The sequence below is a fragment of the Escherichia sp. WS338 genome, assembly GCF_046486405.1.
Classification (GTDB): Bacteria; Pseudomonadota; Gammaproteobacteria; order Enterobacterales; family Enterobacteriaceae; genus Escherichia; species Escherichia coli.
On sequence record NZ_JBJQLL010000013.1, the window covers coordinates 112,499 to 129,630 of the forward strand.

The 17,132-nt window shown below is 49.8% G+C and carries 15 protein-coding genes and 1 pseudogene; 8 read left to right on the top strand and 8 right to left on the bottom strand.

Translation table 11 applies throughout. The features are described 5' to 3' along the window. Nucleotide 1 precedes the first annotated feature (1 nt). From glnA to ACJHWT_RS13880, 4 genes are all read left to right on the top strand, one after another. Nucleotides 2-1,411 (top strand): glutamate--ammonia ligase, encoded by a 1,410-nt coding sequence (glnA, locus tag ACJHWT_RS13865; protein WP_001271708.1) that lies wholly within the window; start codon nt 2-4, stop codon nt 1,409-1,411. 173 nt (nt 1,412-1,584) lie between these two features. Then, entirely contained in the window at nt 1,585-2,634 is a 1,050-nt protein-coding gene (gene glnL, locus ACJHWT_RS13870) for a nitrogen regulation protein NR(II) (protein WP_000190577.1), read from the top strand. Between the two features lie 11 nt (nt 2,635-2,645). Next, nucleotides 2,646-4,055: a nitrogen regulation protein NR(I) gene (gene glnG, locus ACJHWT_RS13875; RefSeq protein WP_001188777.1), complete on the top strand. Its 1,410-nt coding sequence runs from the start codon at nt 2,646-2,648 to the stop codon at nt 4,053-4,055. Nucleotides 4,056-4,166: 111 nt separating this feature from the next. Continuing rightward, nucleotides 4,167-4,277, top strand: a complete 111-nt coding sequence (locus tag ACJHWT_RS13880; RefSeq protein WP_000893994.1) for a YshB family small membrane protein — start codon at nt 4,167-4,169, stop codon at nt 4,275-4,277. A gap of 189 nt (nt 4,278-4,466) precedes the next feature. Here ACJHWT_RS13880 and hemN read toward each other — a convergent pair whose 3' ends face one another. From hemN to ACJHWT_RS13895, 3 genes and pseudogenes are all read right to left on the bottom strand, one after another. Next, complete coding sequence (hemN, locus tag ACJHWT_RS13885; RefSeq protein ID WP_000116096.1) at nt 4,467-5,840, bottom strand: oxygen-independent coproporphyrinogen III oxidase; 1,374 nt, start codon at nt 5,838-5,840, stop codon at nt 4,467-4,469. A 188-nt stretch (nt 5,841-6,028) separates the two neighbouring features. Continuing rightward, complete coding sequence (gene yihI, locus ACJHWT_RS13890) at nt 6,029-6,538, bottom strand: Der GTPase-activating protein YihI (protein ID WP_001295266.1); 510 nt, start codon at nt 6,536-6,538, stop codon at nt 6,029-6,031. Nucleotides 6,539-6,656: 118 nt separating this feature from the next. After that, nucleotides 6,657-6,823: pseudogene (locus tag ACJHWT_RS13895) on the bottom strand (hypothetical protein). A 296-nt stretch (nt 6,824-7,119) separates the two neighbouring features. On the opposite strand from ACJHWT_RS13895, the gene yihA reads away from it, so the two are divergent. After that, complete coding sequence (gene yihA, locus ACJHWT_RS13900) at nt 7,120-7,752, top strand: ribosome biogenesis GTP-binding protein YihA/YsxC (RefSeq protein ID WP_000183344.1); 633 nt, start codon at nt 7,120-7,122, stop codon at nt 7,750-7,752. Nucleotides 7,753-8,133: 381 nt separating this feature from the next. Here yihA and polA read toward each other — a convergent pair whose 3' ends face one another. After that, nucleotides 8,134-10,920, bottom strand: coding sequence for a DNA polymerase I (gene polA / locus ACJHWT_RS13905; RefSeq protein ID WP_000250017.1), 2,787 nt, complete (start codon nt 10,918-10,920; stop codon nt 8,134-8,136). A gap of 363 nt (nt 10,921-11,283) precedes the next feature. On the opposite strand from polA, the gene ACJHWT_RS13910 reads away from it, so the two are divergent. After that, the gene (locus tag ACJHWT_RS13910) at nt 11,284-12,216 is read left to right on the top strand and encodes an acyltransferase (protein WP_001318156.1); all 933 of its coding nucleotides are present in this window, start codon (nt 11,284-11,286) and stop codon (nt 12,214-12,216) included. A 40-nt stretch (nt 12,217-12,256) separates the two neighbouring features. On the opposite strand, the gene ACJHWT_RS13915 is transcribed toward ACJHWT_RS13910, so the two are convergent. The 4 genes from ACJHWT_RS13915 to ACJHWT_RS13930 all read right to left on the bottom strand — a co-directional run bounded on the left by ACJHWT_RS13915 (nt 12,257) and on the right by ACJHWT_RS13930 (nt 15,816). Further along, nucleotides 12,257-13,687, bottom strand: coding sequence for a DUF945 family protein (locus ACJHWT_RS13915; RefSeq protein WP_000619838.1), 1,431 nt, complete (start codon nt 13,685-13,687; stop codon nt 12,257-12,259). Between the two features lie 153 nt (nt 13,688-13,840). Beyond that, nucleotides 13,841-14,467, bottom strand: coding sequence for a thiol:disulfide interchange protein DsbA (gene dsbA / locus ACJHWT_RS13920; RefSeq protein ID WP_000725344.1), 627 nt, complete (start codon nt 14,465-14,467; stop codon nt 13,841-13,843). Nucleotides 14,468-14,483: 16 nt separating this feature from the next. After that, nucleotides 14,484-15,470, bottom strand: coding sequence for a stress response kinase SrkA (srkA, locus tag ACJHWT_RS13925; protein ID WP_001065525.1), 987 nt, complete (start codon nt 15,468-15,470; stop codon nt 14,484-14,486). A gap of 76 nt (nt 15,471-15,546) precedes the next feature. Next, on the bottom strand, nt 15,547-15,816 hold the full coding sequence (locus ACJHWT_RS13930; RefSeq protein WP_001295263.1) for a YihD family protein: 270 nt from the start codon (nt 15,814-15,816) through the stop codon (nt 15,547-15,549). Nucleotides 15,817-15,885: 69 nt separating this feature from the next. On the opposite strand from ACJHWT_RS13930, the gene mobA reads away from it, so the two are divergent. Continuing rightward, on the top strand, nt 15,886-16,470 hold the full coding sequence (mobA, locus tag ACJHWT_RS13935; protein ID WP_001052175.1) for a molybdenum cofactor guanylyltransferase MobA: 585 nt from the start codon (nt 15,886-15,888) through the stop codon (nt 16,468-16,470). Then, the gene (mobB, locus tag ACJHWT_RS13940) at nt 16,452-16,979 is read left to right on the top strand and encodes a molybdopterin-guanine dinucleotide biosynthesis protein MobB (RefSeq protein ID WP_000907637.1); all 528 of its coding nucleotides are present in this window, start codon (nt 16,452-16,454) and stop codon (nt 16,977-16,979) included. The genes mobA and mobB overlap by 19 nt, the downstream gene beginning before the upstream one ends. The last annotated feature ends 153 nt before the right edge of the window (nt 16,980-17,132 follow it).

Consider the following 17,132-nt stretch of genomic DNA (forward strand, 5'->3'; position numbering starts at 1 on the left):
TATGTCCGCTGAACACGTACTGACGATGCTGAACGAGCACGAAGTGAAGTTTGTTGATTTGCGCTTCACCGACACCAAAGGTAAAGAACAGCACGTCACTATCCCTGCTCATCAGGTGAATGCTGAATTCTTCGAAGAAGGCAAAATGTTTGACGGCTCCTCGATTGGCGGCTGGAAAGGCATTAACGAATCCGACATGGTGCTGATGCCAGACGCATCCACCGCAGTGATTGACCCGTTCTTCGCCGATTCTACCCTGATTATCCGTTGCGACATCCTTGAACCTGGCACCCTGCAAGGCTATGACCGTGACCCGCGCTCTATTGCGAAGCGCGCCGAAGATTACCTGCGTTCCACTGGCATTGCCGACACCGTACTGTTCGGGCCAGAACCTGAATTCTTCCTGTTCGATGACATCCGTTTCGGATCATCTATCTCCGGTTCTCACGTTGCTATCGACGATATCGAAGGCGCATGGAACTCCTCCACCCAATACGAAGGTGGTAACAAAGGTCACCGTCCGGCAGTGAAAGGCGGTTACTTCCCGGTTCCGCCGGTAGACTCTGCTCAGGATATTCGTTCTGAAATGTGTCTGGTGATGGAACAGATGGGTCTGGTGGTTGAAGCCCATCACCACGAAGTAGCGACTGCTGGTCAGAACGAAGTGGCTACCCGCTTCAATACCATGACCAAAAAAGCTGACGAAATTCAGATCTACAAATATGTTGTGCACAACGTAGCGCACCGCTTCGGTAAAACCGCGACCTTTATGCCAAAACCGATGTTCGGTGATAACGGCTCCGGTATGCACTGCCATATGTCGCTGGCTAAAAATGGCGTTAACCTGTTCGCGGGCGACAAATATGCAGGTCTGTCTGAACAGGCGCTGTACTACATTGGCGGCGTCATCAAACACGCGAAAGCGATTAACGCCCTGGCAAACCCGACCACCAACTCTTACAAGCGTCTGGTCCCGGGCTACGAAGCACCGGTAATGCTGGCTTACTCTGCGCGTAACCGTTCTGCGTCTATCCGTATTCCGGTGGTTTCTTCTCCGAAAGCACGTCGTATCGAAGTCCGTTTCCCGGACCCGGCGGCTAACCCGTACCTGTGCTTTGCTGCCCTGCTGATGGCCGGTCTTGACGGTATCAAGAACAAGATCCATCCGGGCGAAGCGATGGACAAAAACCTGTATGACCTGCCGCCGGAAGAAGCGAAAGAGATCCCACAGGTTGCTGGTTCTCTGGAAGAAGCACTGAACGAACTGGATCTGGACCGCGAGTTCCTGAAAGCCGGTGGCGTGTTCACTGATGAAGCGATCGATGCGTACATCGCTCTGCGTCGCGAAGAAGATGACCGCGTGCGTATGACTCCGCATCCGGTAGAGTTTGAGCTGTACTACAGCGTCTAATAGTTGAAGTTGTACTACCCGGCGCAACAACGCCGGGATTTAGTTGCCGTGGAAACTTTCAGCCCATCTCTGCATGGGCTTTTTTCTCCGTCAATTCTCTGATGCTTCGCGCTTTTTATCCGTAAAAAGCTATAATGCACTAAAATGGTGCAACCTGTTCAGGAGACTGCTTTATGGCAACAGGCACGCAGCCCGATGCTGGGCAGATCCTCAACTCGCTGATTAACAGTATTTTGTTAATCGATGACAACCTGGCGATCCATTACGCCAACCCCGCCGCGCAACAACTGCTCGCCCAAAGCTCCCGCAAATTGTTTGGTACACCGTTACCGGAACTGTTGAGCTACTTCTCATTAAATATCGAGCTGATGCAAGAAAGTCTGGAGGCGGGGCAAGGCTTTACCGATAACGAAGTGACGCTGGTCATCGACGGGCGCTCGCATATCCTTTCTGTGACGGCCCAGCGTATGCCGGACGGCATGATCCTGCTGGAGATGGCTCCGATGGATAACCAGCGCCGCTTAAGTCAGGAACAGCTACAGCACGCCCAGCAGGTTGCTGCCCGTGATTTAGTGCGCGGCCTGGCACATGAGATTAAAAATCCGCTTGGCGGTTTACGTGGCGCGGCGCAGCTGCTCAGCAAAGCATTACCTGACCCGTCACTACTCGAATATACCAAAGTGATTATCGAACAGGCGGACCGGCTGCGAAATCTGGTCGACCGTCTGTTGGGACCGCAACTGCCCGGTACGCGCGTTACCGAAAGTATTCATAAAGTGGCTGAACGCGTGGTGACGCTGGTGTCGATGGAACTGCCGGACAACGTGCGGTTGATTCGTGATTACGACCCCAGCCTGCCGGAACTGGCGCACGACCCGGATCAAATTGAGCAAGTGCTCCTGAATATTGTGCGCAATGCGCTACAGGCGCTGGGGCCAGAGGGTGGTGAAATCATTCTGCGTACCCGCACAGCTTTCCAACTGACCTTACACGGCGAGCGTTATCGGCTGGCGGCGCGAATTGATGTGGAAGATAACGGGCCAGGTATTCCGCCTCATTTGCAGGATACGCTGTTTTACCCGATGGTCAGCGGCCGCGAAGGTGGCACCGGGCTTGGCTTATCCATCGCCCGTAATTTGATTGATCAGCATTCAGGCAAAATTGAATTTACCAGTTGGCCAGGTCATACCGAGTTCTCGGTTTACCTGCCTATCAGGAAATAAAGGTGACGTTTATGCAACGAGGGATAGTCTGGGTAGTCGATGACGATAGTTCCATCCGTTGGGTGCTTGAACGTGCGCTCGCTGGAGCGGGTTTAACCTGTACGACATTTGAGAACGGCGCGGAGGTACTGGAGGCGCTGGCGAGCAAAACGCCGGATGTGCTGCTTTCAGATATCCGTATGCCGGGAATGGACGGGCTGGCGCTGCTCAAGCAGATTAAACAGCGCCATCCGATGCTTCCGGTCATCATTATGACCGCACATTCCGATCTGGATGCTGCCGTCAGCGCCTATCAACAAGGGGCATTTGATTATCTGCCCAAACCGTTTGATATCGACGAAGCCGTGGCGCTGGTTGAGCGCGCCATCAGTCATTACCAGGAACAGCAGCAGCCGCGTAATGTTCAGCTTAACGGCCCAACGACCGATATCATCGGTGAAGCGCCAGCCATGCAGGACGTGTTCCGGATTATCGGTCGGCTTTCGCGTTCTTCTATTAGCGTGCTGATTAACGGCGAATCCGGTACCGGTAAAGAACTGGTCGCTCATGCCCTGCATCGCCACAGTCCGCGAGCCAAAGCGCCGTTTATCGCGCTGAATATGGCGGCTATCCCGAAGGATTTGATCGAATCAGAACTGTTTGGTCACGAGAAAGGCGCGTTTACCGGCGCGAATACCATTCGTCAGGGGCGTTTTGAACAGGCCGATGGCGGCACGTTATTTCTCGACGAAATTGGTGATATGCCGCTGGATGTGCAGACGCGTTTGCTGCGCGTGCTGGCAGACGGTCAGTTTTATCGCGTTGGCGGCTATGCGCCGGTGAAAGTAGATGTGCGGATTATCGCTGCCACTCACCAGAATCTTGAACAGCGGGTGCAGGAAGGTAAGTTCCGTGAGGATCTGTTCCACCGCCTGAACGTCATCCGCGTTCATCTGCCGCCGCTGCGCGAACGTCGGGAAGATATTCCCCGTCTGGCGCGCCATTTTTTACAGGTTGCCGCGCGCGAACTGGGCGTAGAAGCGAAGTTGCTGCATCCGGAAACCGAAGCCGCGCTGACGCGTCTGGCATGGCCAGGCAACGTGCGCCAGCTGGAAAACACCTGCCGCTGGCTAACGGTAATGGCTGCCGGACAGGAAGTGTTGATTCAGGATTTGCCTGGCGAACTGTTTGAATCAACGGTTGCGGAGAGTACTTCGCAAATGCAACCGGACAGTTGGGCGACGCTGTTAGCGCAGTGGGCAGACAGGGCGCTGCGTTCCGGTCATCAAAATCTGCTTTCCGAAGCGCAGCCTGAGCTGGAGCGGACGTTACTGACGACCGCGTTGCGACATACGCAAGGGCATAAACAGGAAGCGGCGCGGCTACTCGGCTGGGGACGTAACACTCTGACGCGGAAGTTAAAAGAGCTGGGGATGGAGTGATTCACGGCTTGTGTGTAAAGATTGATTATTGAGCGCAAATTGCTGGTATTTTGCGCTTTACTGTTCCGATAAGTTCAGTATGATCTTGCCCGGAAAACGGGGAGAGTCATTATGCTGGAATCAATAATTAATCTGGTATCGAGTGGCGCAGTTGACAGCCACACACCGCAAACTGCTGTTGCTGCCGTGCTGTGTGCCGCGATGATTGGGCTGTTTAGTTGAGTTTCAGATTGCTGATGAAATGCTCTTTGTTCATGCCGGATGCGGCGTGAACGCCTTATCCGGTCTACAAAAGCAATATTTTCAACAGGTTTTGTAGGCCTGATAAGCGTAGCGCATCAGGCAATCTTGTTCTCAGCACATTGATGGCGCTTTCGTTTTCTACTTTGTAAACGAAGCGCCATTCACTATTTAAATCACCCGTGAGAACTGCTGCATCCGCGCTTTCTGGCGCAGATAGGTATCAAAGCACATGCAAATGTTGCGGATCAGCAAGCGACCTTTCGCCGTCACCTGAATCCCCTTCTCATCCACATCCACCAGCCCATCTTTTGCTAACGGGGCGAGCAGCTTGAGATCTTCGGCAAAGTAATCAGCGAAGAGCAAATCCCACTGTTGCTCAATGGGAGCGTAATCCAGACGGAAGTTGCAGATGAGCGACTTAATCACATCGCGGCGAATACAGTCATCACGCGTTAGCGCAATACCACGCCACAGCGCATTGCCTTGTTCATCCACTTGCTGATAGTACTGCTTCAACTCTTTCTGGTTCTGCGCGTAGCAGTCGCCAATCATGCTGATGGCGGAAACGCCCATCCCCAGCAGATCGGTATCGCCCTGAGTGGTGTAGCCCTGGAAGTTACGATGCAGCACGCCTTCACGCTGGGCCACCGCCAGCTCGTCATCCGGACGGGCAAAGTGATCCATACCGATAAACTGATAGCCCGATTGTGTCAGGAAGGCGATGGTTTCCTGCAGGATATCGAGTTTTTGCTGCGGACTCGGCAGGTCAGCATCTTTGATTTTGCGCTGAGCAGCAAAAATGGTCGGCAGATGCGCGTAGTTAAAGACACTCAGACGATCGGGGTTCAGCTCCGCCACACGTTTCAGGGTAAAGGCGAAACTCTCCGGCGTCTGTTTCGGCAGGCCGTAAATCAGGTCGATGTTGGTGGAGGTAAAGCCAATCTCACGCGCATGGTTAAGCAGTGCAAAGATGAACTCTTCATCCTGCTCGCGGTTAACCAGACGTTGCACTTCTTTGTTGAAGTCCTGCACGCCCATGCTCAGGCGATTAAAGCCTTCGGCGCGTAAATGATCGAGTACATCCAGTTCGATTTCCCGCGGATCGACTTCGATCGAGATCTCCGCATCGGCATTGAACTGGAAGTTTTCGCGCAGCAGCTTCATCAGACGGCTGATTTGCGCTTTATTCAGATACGTCGGCGTTCCGCCGCCCCAGTGCAATTGGCTGACGTGACGCCCGGCGAACAGCGGTGCACGATGGACGATTTCTTGCTCCAGCGCGTCCAGATACTGATCGGCCTTGTGCTGCTGGCGAGTAACTATCTTATTGCAACCGCAGAAGTAACAAAGCTTATGGCAGAACGGAATATGTACGTAGAGAGATAATGGACGCTCAGGATAGCGCGCCACGGCTTGTAAAAACGCCTGTTCGCCGAAGTCTTCTGAAAACTCCAGCGCGGTCGGGTACGAGGTGTATCGTGGCCCGGAATAGTTATATTTCTGGATCAGGGCCAGATCCCAGTCGATTTGCTGTACAGACATGCTCACTCCTTCCGATGGCGTCTCTGGCGGCTACGGCGTACCGGCGGATGCCCGTTTCGAGTCATCAGCCGGTTGCGCAGCCACTTTTGTCGCCGCGACAACCGCTGTAGTTTAACGAATAACCACACCAGATAACATATAACCGGAAGGGTTATCAGCAGAACGGGAAGGCCCACGGCGGCAATCCGTTAGTTGCCCCGCAGCAGACGCATCATGTCTTCTTGCTTCTCGTCTTCTTCCTCTTCTTCGTCATCGTCATAAGAGAGGCCGAGTTTCTGCATCAACTCATCAATACGATCCAGTTTGGCATCCACCCAGGATTGCTCTTCGGCGCTCAGGGTTTCGCCTGCCTCCAGACGTTCCAGCAGCGCATCCAGACGCTCATCCGTTTCCAGTAACTCCAACTCCGCCTGCGGTGAAAGCATAGGTTTCTCACTCTTCGGTTTGTGCTGTTTGGTGACTTTTTCAGTCACGCCCAATGGAATAGGGGTTTTACTGCCAATACGTGGATCTTTCGGTGCGTTCTGGCCTTTGCTGCCTGACGTGGTGTTACCGCCCGCTGCGCGGCTGCCCGGCGCATGACCACGACGTTTTTTCTGACGCTTACGGTCACGAGCTTCCTGATCCAGCTCCTCGCGTGTTTTTCGACGCGCTTTTGCATGACCTTTGCTGCGTGAGTTTGAAGATGATGGTTTCATAATGGTTCGTCTTTTAGCCGTTTTATTCAGTATAGATTTGCGGCGGAATCTAACAGAAAGCAAGCAAAGAAAAAAGGCGACAGATTACTCTGTCGCCTTTTTTCCTGACTCATAACCCTTAACGGGTCTTACAATCCTTGCAGGCCGCCAACACACCCTGTTTTTCCATTAGCCGGAACAATCCGTGTTGATTCCATTTCCGTTTAATTACGTCTCCGGACGTTTGTCTTCCTGACAATCCTCTGTCTTCGCCTCCTGGCGCTCCTGACCCTCATCCTGAGTCATTGTTCCTGTTAGCGTCCTCGCTCTATGGGTGCTACTTTACGCCTTTGCTTTAAACAAACAATCAACCGCCATCAGTATTTGCACATTTTCAGAGTTTTATATAAAAGCAATTAACTGATTTATATAGCTTATTTGACATGCATCGCAGAATTTTCTCTGCTATTTCGCATAAAGACTATCGGCAATGTCTCACAAAGCGTATGGCTTTTACTTACAACGCTCACGCCGAAAAATCCGCCTTTTATTATGGTTCAGGTATAATCGCCGCAAAGCTTTGACTGACGGAGACGACCGCTTTGACTAATTTGAATTATCAACAGACGCATTTTGTGATGAGTGCGCCTGATATTCGCCACCTACCTTCCGATACCGGAATTGAAGTGGCTTTTGCAGGCCGTTCCAACGCAGGTAAATCCAGCGCGTTGAACACGCTGACTAACCAGAAAAGCCTGGCGCGGACCTCAAAAACCCCAGGGCGCACCCAGCTTATCAACCTGTTTGAAGTGGCTGACGGCAAGCGTCTGGTTGACTTGCCTGGGTACGGTTATGCGGAAGTCCCGGAAGAGATGAAGCGCAAATGGCAGCGCGCGCTCGGCGAGTACCTCGAAAAACGTCAGAGCCTGCAAGGTCTGGTGGTGCTAATGGATATTCGCCATCCGCTGAAAGATTTGGATCAACAGATGATTGAGTGGGCGGTAGACAGCAATATCGCCGTGCTGGTGCTGCTGACCAAAGCGGACAAACTGGCAAGCGGCGCACGTAAAGCGCAATTGAATATGGTGCGTGAAGCGGTGCTGGCGTTTAACGGTGATGTGCAGGTTGAAACGTTCTCTTCACTGAAGAAACAAGGCGTGGACAAGCTGCGGCAGAAACTGGATACCTGGTTTAACGAGATGCAGCCTGTAGAAGAAACGCAGGACGGCGAATAATTTTCTTGCCTTAATGCTTGTGCCGGATGTGGCGTATCCGGCCCGTAAATTCAATAGATTACACTTCTACCGTTGGCCTGATAAACAGGGCGCATCAGGCATTACGGATCTTTTCTTTCGCCCAATAAAAAACGCCCCAGTCATTACTGACTGGGGCGGCTAAAATATTCAGCCAAATCCGATTACGTGAAGTAAAAGGTCTGAAAGATAGAACATCTTACCTCTGTACCCTACGCGACTAACTTTACTCTTTTTTGTTCAGTTCAGAAAGCATTTTTTGTAATTTTTTTTCAGTTGTTGCATAGGAATTTCTAATAGCCATCACAAAACGTGACAGCTTATGTTGCTTACTTACGAAAAAAGGGCATGTTCAGGCGAATCTTAGTGCGCCTGATCCCAGTTTTCGCCACTCCCCACTTCCACCAGCAGCGGCACATCCAGACGGGTACAGTTTTCCATCAGTTGATGAATCTGCTTCGCGACGGCATCGACATCATCTTTATGAACTTCAAATACCAGTTCATCGTGTACCTGCATGATCATACGCACACGCGGTTGCTCAGCCTGTAGCCACGCATCAACGGCAATCATCGCCCGTTTGATAATGTCGGCGGCGGTTCCCTGCATTGGCGCGTTAATGGCTGCACGTTCAGCCGCTGCACGACGAGCCCCATTGCTGGATTTGATATCCGGCAGATACAGACGGCGTCCGTCCAGCGTTTCAACGTAGCCCTGCTCTTTCGCCTGAGCACGGGTGCGTTCCATATACTCCAGCACGCCAGGGTAGCGTTCGAAGTAAAGGTCCATGTACTTCTGCGCTTCTTTACGTGGAATGTTCAATTGCCGCGCCAGACCGAAAGCACTCATGCCATAAATCAGACCAAAGTTGATCGCTTTCGCGCTACGGCGTTGCTCGCTGGTTACGGTTTCCAGTGGCAAACCAAACACTTCTGCCGCCGTAGCCCGGTGGATATCTTTTCCTTCCGCGAATGCGGTCAGTAAGCCTTTGTCACGCGAGAGATGCGCCATAATGCGCAGTTCAATCTGCGAGTAGTCCGCCGAGACAATCACATAATCCTCTGGCGCAATAAACGCCTGGCGGATACGACGACCTTCTTCGTTACGCACCGGAATGTTTTGCAGGTTAGGATCGGTTGACGATAAACGTCCCGTTGCAGTTACTGCCTGGTGATAAGAGGTATGCACACGCCCGGTTTTTGGGTTGATCATCAGCGGCAGCTTGTCGGTGTAAGTCGACTTCAGCTTCGCCAGACCACGATACTCCAGAATCACTTTTGGCAACGGATAGTCCAGCGCCAGTTCTTCCAGTACCTCTTCCGACGTTGACGGCGCACCACCCGGCGTTTTTTTCAGCGGTTTAATGCTCTGTTTTTCAAACAGAATGGTTTGCAACTGCTTGGTGGAGGAAAGGTTAAATTCTTCACCTGCAATTTCATGCGCTTTCTTTTCCAGCTCAGCCAGACGAAGAGTGAGCTCTTCAGAATGATTGTGCAGCACTTTCGGATCGATCTTCACACCGTTACGTTCAATGCGTGAAAGCACCGGCACTAGCGGCATTTCGATATTCTCGAAGACGTTCAACGGCCCTTTGTGTTTTTGCAGATCCGGCCACATTTTCAGATGCAACTGCAAGGTGACATCTGCATCTTCGGCGGCGTAACGTCCGGCCTCTTCGAGGGCAATCTGGTTAAAGGTCAGTTGATTTTTGCCTTTACCCGCAATCTCTTCAAAAGTGATGGTTTTGTGCTTCAACCAACGTTCCGCGAGGCTGTCCATATCGTGACGCCCGGCAACGCTATTGAGAATGTAGGACTCCAGCATGGTATCAAACGCAATCCCACGCAGCTCAATGCCGTAATTCGCCAGAATACCGCGATCGTATTTCAGGTTTTGCCCAACCTTCAGCGCCTTTTCATCTTCCAGCAGCGGTTTTAGCAACTCGAGTGCACGCTCGCGAGAGATTTGATCGGGCGCATCAAGATAATCATGAGCAACCGGAATATATGCCGCTACGCCTGGCTCGATAGCAAAAGAAAGCCCGACCAGGTTAGCAGAGATGTTATCAAGGCTGTCGGTTTCGGTATCAAATGCAAATACCGGCGCTTTTTCCAGCTTCGCAATCCACGCTTTCAGTGTTTCTTCATCAAGGATGGTGACGTAGTTGTCATAAGAAATCACCGTTGCCGTCACTTCTGGCGCTTCGTCTGCAACACTGGTTTCCTGCAGCCTGGCTGCGGGTTTCGCCCCTTTAGCCTGTAACCATTTGCCCGCTTCGACATCAGCAGTCCAGCGTTTGAACTCATACTTTTTGAACAGCCCCAACAACTCTTCCGCCGCCGGTTGTTGCACTTCGAGTTGTTCGCAGGTCAGCTCCAGTTCAACGTCGGTTTTAATCGTCGCCAGCTGGTATGAGAGATAAGCAACTTCTTTGTTTTGCTCGAGCTTCGCTGCCATTGTTTTCGCGCCACGGAAGCTCAACCCAGCAATTTTTTCTGGCTCGGCATACAGCGTATCCAGTCCGCCAAGACCTTGCAGCAATGCCTGCGCGGTTTTTTCACCGACGCCCGGTACGCCAGGGATGTTATCGGAGGAGTCACCCATCAGCGCCAGGAAGTCGATGATCAGTTCTGGCGGCACGCCGTACTTATTCACCACCTCTTCCGGGCCGAGGATGGTATTCGTCATGGTATTGATAAGCGTAATATTTGGCGTCACCAGCTGCGCCATATCTTTATCGCCAGTGCTGATCAGCACCGGACGCCCGGCTTTTTCGGCTTCCCGCGCCAGAGTACCGATAACGTCGTCCGCTTCTACGCCAGAAACCGCCAGCAGCGGCAGTCCCATCGCTTTAACCATCGCGTGCAAGGGTTCGATTTGTGCACGCAGATCGTCCGGCATTGGCGGGCGATGTGATTTGTAATGTTCAAACAGTTCATCACGAAAGGTTTTTCCCTTGGCGTCAAAGACCACCGCTGCATGCGTCGGTTTATATTGCATGATCAGACTGCGCAGCATGTTGAGGACACCATACATCGCACCGGTCGGCTCGCCTGCGCTGTTAGTCAGCGGGGGAAACGCGTGATATGCGCGATAAAGATAAGATGAACCATCTACAAGGATAAGTGGATTTTGGGGGATCTGAACCATAATGTCCGTGCCTGTTTATCAGATTATGGGTAAAGGATGCCACAGACAGGATGAAAACATGAGTTTTTCACCGCTTTTCGTGAAAATCTTTTGTAGATCTTCTGGATCGCTCGCAAATCGTCATGTGGATAACTTTGTGCATAAATTATTTACATCGCTTTTAATTTATTATCATGCTTTTTACAGCATGATGTTTGTCTTTGTTTTTCATGAAGTTAAAAATAAGACCATCCCTAGTAATTAAGATAATGGGATTTTTTCTAATGTGGATAGATATGAATTATTTTTCTCCTTAAGGATCATCCGTTATTTGGGTCGTTTTCTGCTAAAATCTGCGCCTTGCGCTTCTTTAGCGCACTGTCTATGGCTAACCTTTTGAATAAATTCATTATGACGAGAATACTCGCTGCGATAACCCTTTTGCTGAGTATTGTATTGACCATTTTGGTCACTATTTTTTGTTCCGTCCCGATCATCATTGCCGGGATTGTAAAACTATTGCTACCTGTGCCAGTCATTTGGCGAAAGGTTTCGCGTTTTTGTGATTTTATGATGTATTGCTGGTGTGAATGTCTGGCGGTATTACTGCATCTGAACCCATACCTGCAATGGGAAGTTCACGGGCTGGAAGGGTTAAGTAAGAAGAACTGGTATCTGCTTATTTGTAACCACCGTAGTTGGGCAGATATTGTCGTACTGTGCGTGCTGTTTCGTAAGCACATTCCGATGAATAAATATTTCCTCAAGCAGCAGCTGGCCTGGGTGCCTTTTCTTGGCCTGGCGTGCTGGGCGCTGGATATGCCGTTTATGAAGCGTTATTCCCGCGCTTATTTATTACGTCATCCGGAGCGACGTGGTAAAGATGTCGAAACCACTCGGCGTTCTTGTGAAAAGTTTCGCCTGCATCCCACCACCATTGTCAATTTCGTTGAAGGCTCCCGTTTCACGCAAGAAAAACATCAGCAAACCCACTCCACTTTTCAAAACTTGTTGCCACCAAAGGCGGCAGGCATTGCGATGGCGCTAAATGTACTGGGTAAACAATTCGATAAACTGCTTAATGTTACGCTGTGTTATCCGGACAATAACCGTCAGCCGTTCTTCGATATGTTAAGCGGTAAACTGACGCGGATTGTCGTACATGTGGATTTACAGCCTATTGCCGATGAGTTACATGGCGACTACATCAATGACAAAAGCTTTAAGCGCCATTTTCAGCAATGGCTGAACTCACTGTGGCAGGAAAAAGACCGGCTTCTGACGTCGTTGATGTCATCACAGCGGCAGGACAAGTAAATTTTGCTCGCCTCTGAATGAGCAGAGGCGAGTGAGTATTTTAATGAACAAAACGTCCGGCACGAGACATAAATTCTTCTTCGCTCATCTCCTGTCCGTTAAAAGCAACTTTACCCGGTGTATAACGCAGTTGCAGCGAGGCGGTATTGTTGTCAATCGTGATTAACTGAAACATCTGACCTAAGGTCATCATCCCGCTGATTTGTTTATCAGCCTGCTTTTGCGCTTTTTCCGCATCCATTCCTTCAGATAAATTAAGCTGTTTTGCGATTTCTGTGGCGACATTAAGCGGTAATTTCACATCAAAATTGAGCGATTTAATATCTTTGTTTGTGGATGATGAAGATTTGGCTGGGTCGGCAATACTGATATCCAGATTGGCATTTAGTTCGCCGAGTGCATTCTTCCATCTTACCGGTTGTTTAATGGTCGGCTCACTTTTTTGTAATAACGGTAAATACTCTTTGAACAATGCAGTATTCACTTCTTGCAGAGCAACTTCATCGTTTGCTAACTCAGGGTGTGCAGCAAGCTGCTTCTGCATCGCAATGTTATACTGGATGATAAATTGGCGCACCGCTGAGGGATCAATAGATTCAGCAATCAATGACCACTCACCACTACCGAGTTGCTGATTCCCTTTTGTTAACTTATCAAGTTCGTAGGTCAGATTGACATTGATATAATCTTTGTCTTTAACGCGATCCAGCCTGGTTTTTGCAACGAAAGCATCGATTTGGGCAACGTCTTCCCCGTGATTGATAATGTTAATCTGATTAAATTTCGACTCGCTTTCACCAACCGGAAATTTCTTTTCTTCTAATCGCGCCAGAGAATCAATGGTAAAACTTTTCGCCGTTACTTTGTTCATTGGTGATAATTGCAGAACAATATCTTCGACTTTGCCTTCAATATCCAGGTTAGACAATGAACTACCATCACCATTAAAAGTAAACTGGCCCTCACCAAAAGAAAACTTTCCATATTTTGCAGGGGCAACATCTAATGTCGTGGAGAATGAGCCACCAAACGCGAATCGCAATGTCGCTTCCACGGGCGATTTATTTTTTGCGGCGATAAATAGCGGTTGTGTCAGTTCATTATTCACTAATTTCACTTTTGCCGCTGCCAGTGCGGGGATGACATTACCACGCATTAACATTGTGATGGGCAACGGACCGTGCTCAACATCCACATCAAATGCAACTTTCTGGCCTGGCTTGATATTGAGATCGGGTGCACCGTTATCAAATGTTATTTGCATTTGAAAATGAGAATTAAAAAAGCCTTTGTCAAAGTTTTTATAACTTAACGTCATATCGTAGGCATGTTCACCTTTCTTTTTAGCATCGCTAAAATCTTTAATAAACTTTTCGACACCAGGCTGAATTTGCGTACCTGTGTACCATGTGCCACCACCCCAGATTACGGCTAACGCAACAATAATACCTGTAGCTGACTTACGTATCATATAAATATTCCCTGATAAAACAGCAAAACTTTAAATATCCGCTTATGCTGAAATAATGTCCAGCGGCAGGACGCATTATCAGAATGTATTTATATTTATTAAATAATAAAAAAGCCCGTGAATATTCACGGGCCTTATGTAATTCACAATGAATTATTTTTTCTCGGACAGATATTTCACAGTATCAGCATACTGCTGAACAAAAACATCCATATTGCTGGTATCCATACCCTGCGGATTCAGCTGATATTTACCGTTAACAAACATCGCCGGAACACCACGCAATTGCACGTCAGCTGCGGCTTTTTCCTGCTGAGCGACCAGAGATTTCACCACGAAGCTGTTCCACGCCGCGTCGTACTCTTCACCTTTAATACCTGCGTTGATAAATACATCGCGGATATCAGATGCTGAACGAATGGTCTGGGTTTTCTGTACGCCTTCAAACAGCGGAACAGTGACTTTGTCTTCCACGCCCAGCGCCATCGCCACAGCCCATGCCTGAGTCAGCTCTTTGCCCAGGTCACCCCCCATGAAGTTGACGTGGTATTTAGTCATCTTCACGCCTTCCGGCAGTTTTTTCTTCACGTTATCAGAAATATGCAGAACTTCTTCAAACTGATAGCAGTGCGGGCAGAAGAAAGAGAAAAACTCCAGCACTTGCGGCGCGCCAGCAACTGGTTTTTCCAGGGTAGTGTACTGTTTACCATCTTCATACTGCGCCGCCGATGCGCTAAACGCTAAAACTAAACCAGCCAGCGCCAGCCAAATCTTTTTCATGATCTACTCTCTCCGATTAATACATAGGTGTTAATTGCAAAGGGGGTTCTTGTAGAACTTTTGCCTGTTCTATAAAAGTCGCCGTCTGTCGCAGCCAGTAATCTTCCCCGGTTAACCACGGGAAATTTTTCGGGAACGCGGGATCAGCCCAACGCCGCATTAGCCAGGCAAGATAATAAACCAAACGCATGGCGCGTAAAGGTTCAATCAGTCCGATTTCAGCGGTGTCGAACTCGCTAAATTCTTCATAAGCTTCAATAATAGTTTCCAGTTGCATCCGCTGCTCGGCTTTATCGCCATTGAGCAACATCCACAAATCCTGAATAGCCGGACCATTACGTGCATCATCCAGATCAACAAACATTGGACCATCGCGCCAGAGAATATTCCCGGCGTGGCAGTCTCCATGTAGCCGCAGAACGGTGAAATCTTCCCGCCAGTGTGCTGTAACGGCGGCGATCAGCTCATCTGTCGCTTTCAGAAATGCCGCTTTCAACCCGGAAGGTATCAGTGTAGCGTCCTCAAACAGCTTGCGAGGCTCAATGAGATATTCATTCAGACCGATGGTCGGGCGATGGATAAAAAGCTGTTTGCGCCCCGTCTGGTGCATACGCCCTAAATAACGCCCAACCGCTTCCATCTGATCGATATTATCAGCTTCGAACTGGCGACCACCGACGCTTGGAAAAACAGCGAAATAAAATCCCTGATGATTCAATAAAGTCTGACCGTTAAAGGCCACAGGTGCTGCGACCGGAACTTCATCATTTACCAACTGCAACGCAAATTGATGTTCTTCGAGGATTTGATCGGGTGTCCAACGTTCAGGACGATAAAATTTGACGACAAAACGTCGACGATCTTCGTCCTGAAATTGATAGACACGGTTTTCATAGCTGTTAAGCGGGGTAAGACCGGAATCCACCCGGATCCCTTGCTCAAACAGAGCATCCATGATGGTATCCGGGTGTAGTGTCTGGAAAGTAAAAGCGCTGTTGTTCATCCCATCATCCGGAAAACATTACGAATGATGAAGGATATCATTTCACGATGATTTTGGTGGCACCGCTTACAAGCTTTTACTCTTTAATTACGCCGCGAGCGCGTAACAGCGCCGTTTTGAAGTCTTCTTCATAATCTTTCTGCAAACCCGGGATCACCGCATCTTTCGCGGAATCACGCATTTTCAGGTGATAGATCAGAATGTCATCCGTCAAATCCGCCAGTTCGCCGTCAAAACCTGACTCTTTCGCCAGTTTCTGCAAAAATTGCAGCAGGTTAAGGTCTGGCTCTTTTTGCCAGGCTGGCTGGAGGAGTTCAATAACTTCATTCAGACGTTTACATTTCATAGTAATGCTCCTTACTCTTGAGACAGACACGTTAGCAGGGTCAATCCCACAATAAAAGAGGCGATATCGGTGAATCTGATGACGACGATAACAGGCGTTGTGCTGGCAGGCGGTAAAGCCAGACGAATGGGCGGCGTAGATAAAGGATTGCTTGAATTAAACGGCAAACCATTATGGCAACATGTAGCTGACGCGCTTATGACGCAGCTCTCTCACGTCGTGGTTAATGCTAATCGTCATCAGGAAATCTATCAGGCAAGCGGTCTGAAAGTGATTGAAGATTCACTGGCGGATTACCCAGGCCCTCTGGCAGGAATGCTTTCAGTAATGCAGCAGGAAGCGGGTGAGTGGTTTTTGTTTTGCCCGTGCGATACGCCTTACATTCCCCATGATTTAGCCGCCCGGCTTAATCATCAGCGCAAAGATGCGCCTGTCGTGTGGGTCCACGACGGTGAACGCGATCACCCGACTATTGCTCTGGTAAACCGCGCAATTGAGCCTTTATTACTGGAATATCTGCAAGCAGGAGAACGCCGGGTTATGGCATTTATGCGTCTGGCTGGCGGTCATGCGGTTGATTTCAGCGATCGTAAAGAGGCATTTATAAACGTGAATACGCCAGAGGAGCTTGCCCGATGGCAGGAAAAACGATGATACCGTTACTCGCCTTTGCCGCGTGGAGTGGTACTGGAAAAACTACACTGCTGAAAAAACTGATCCCGGTATTATGCGCCAGAGGGATCCGTCCGGGACTGATTAAGCATACGCACCATGATATGGATGTTGATAAACCGGGCAAAGATAGCTATGAGTTGCGCAAGGCTGGCGCGGCACAAACCATCGTTGCCAGCCAGCAACGATGGGCCTTGATGACGGAAACACCAGACGAAGAAGAGCTGGATCTACATTTTCTCGCAAGTCGAATGGATACCTCAAAGCTGGATTTGATTCTGGTCGAAGGGTTTAAGCATGAAGAGATCGCAAAGATTGTGCTGTTTCGCGATGGAGCCGGACATCGACCGGAAGAATTAGTGATAGACAGACATGTTATTGCTGTAGCCAGTGATGTGCCGCTTAATCTTGATGTCGCGTTAATGGATATTAATGATGTTGAGGGGCTGGCTGATTTTGTGGTGGAGTGGATGCAAAAGCAGGACGGATAAGCAAAAGTAGGCTGGATAAGACGCGCCAGCGTCGCATCCGGTATTTATTCTGCTCCAGCGCAAAAAGGCCATCCTGACGGATAGCCTTCTGCTTAATTTGATGCCTGGCAGTTCCCTACTCTCGCATGGGGAGACCCCACACTACCATCGGCG

Coding starts and splice junctions, on each gene's coding strand:
- glnA (WP_001271708.1), top strand. CDS start 2: ATGTCCGCTGAACACGTACTGACGATGCTGAACGAGCACGAAGTGAAG.
- glnL (WP_000190577.1), top strand. CDS start 1,585: ATGGCAACAGGCACGCAGCCCGATGCTGGGCAGATCCTCAACTCGCTG.
- glnG (WP_001188777.1), top strand. CDS start 2,646: ATGCAACGAGGGATAGTCTGGGTAGTCGATGACGATAGTTCCATCCGT.
- ACJHWT_RS13880 (WP_000893994.1), top strand. CDS start 4,167: ATGCTGGAATCAATAATTAATCTGGTATCGAGTGGCGCAGTTGACAGC.
- hemN (WP_000116096.1), bottom strand. CDS start 5,840: ATGTCTGTACAGCAAATCGACTGGGATCTGGCCCTGATCCAGAAATAT.
- yihI (WP_001295266.1), bottom strand. CDS start 6,538: ATGAAACCATCATCTTCAAACTCACGCAGCAAAGGTCATGCAAAAGCG.
- polA (WP_000250017.1), bottom strand. CDS start 10,920: ATGGTTCAGATCCCCCAAAATCCACTTATCCTTGTAGATGGTTCATCT.
- ACJHWT_RS13910 (WP_001318156.1), top strand. CDS start 11,284: ATGGCTAACCTTTTGAATAAATTCATTATGACGAGAATACTCGCTGCG.
- ACJHWT_RS13915 (WP_000619838.1), bottom strand. CDS start 13,687: ATGATACGTAAGTCAGCTACAGGTATTATTGTTGCGTTAGCCGTAATC.
- dsbA (WP_000725344.1), bottom strand. CDS start 14,467: ATGAAAAAGATTTGGCTGGCGCTGGCTGGTTTAGTTTTAGCGTTTAGC.
- srkA (WP_001065525.1), bottom strand. CDS start 15,470: ATGAACAACAGCGCTTTTACTTTCCAGACACTACACCCGGATACCATC.
- ACJHWT_RS13930 (WP_001295263.1), bottom strand. CDS start 15,816: ATGAAATGTAAACGTCTGAATGAAGTTATTGAACTCCTCCAGCCAGCC.
- mobB (WP_000907637.1), top strand. CDS start 16,452: ATGGCAGGAAAAACGATGATACCGTTACTCGCCTTTGCCGCGTGGAGT.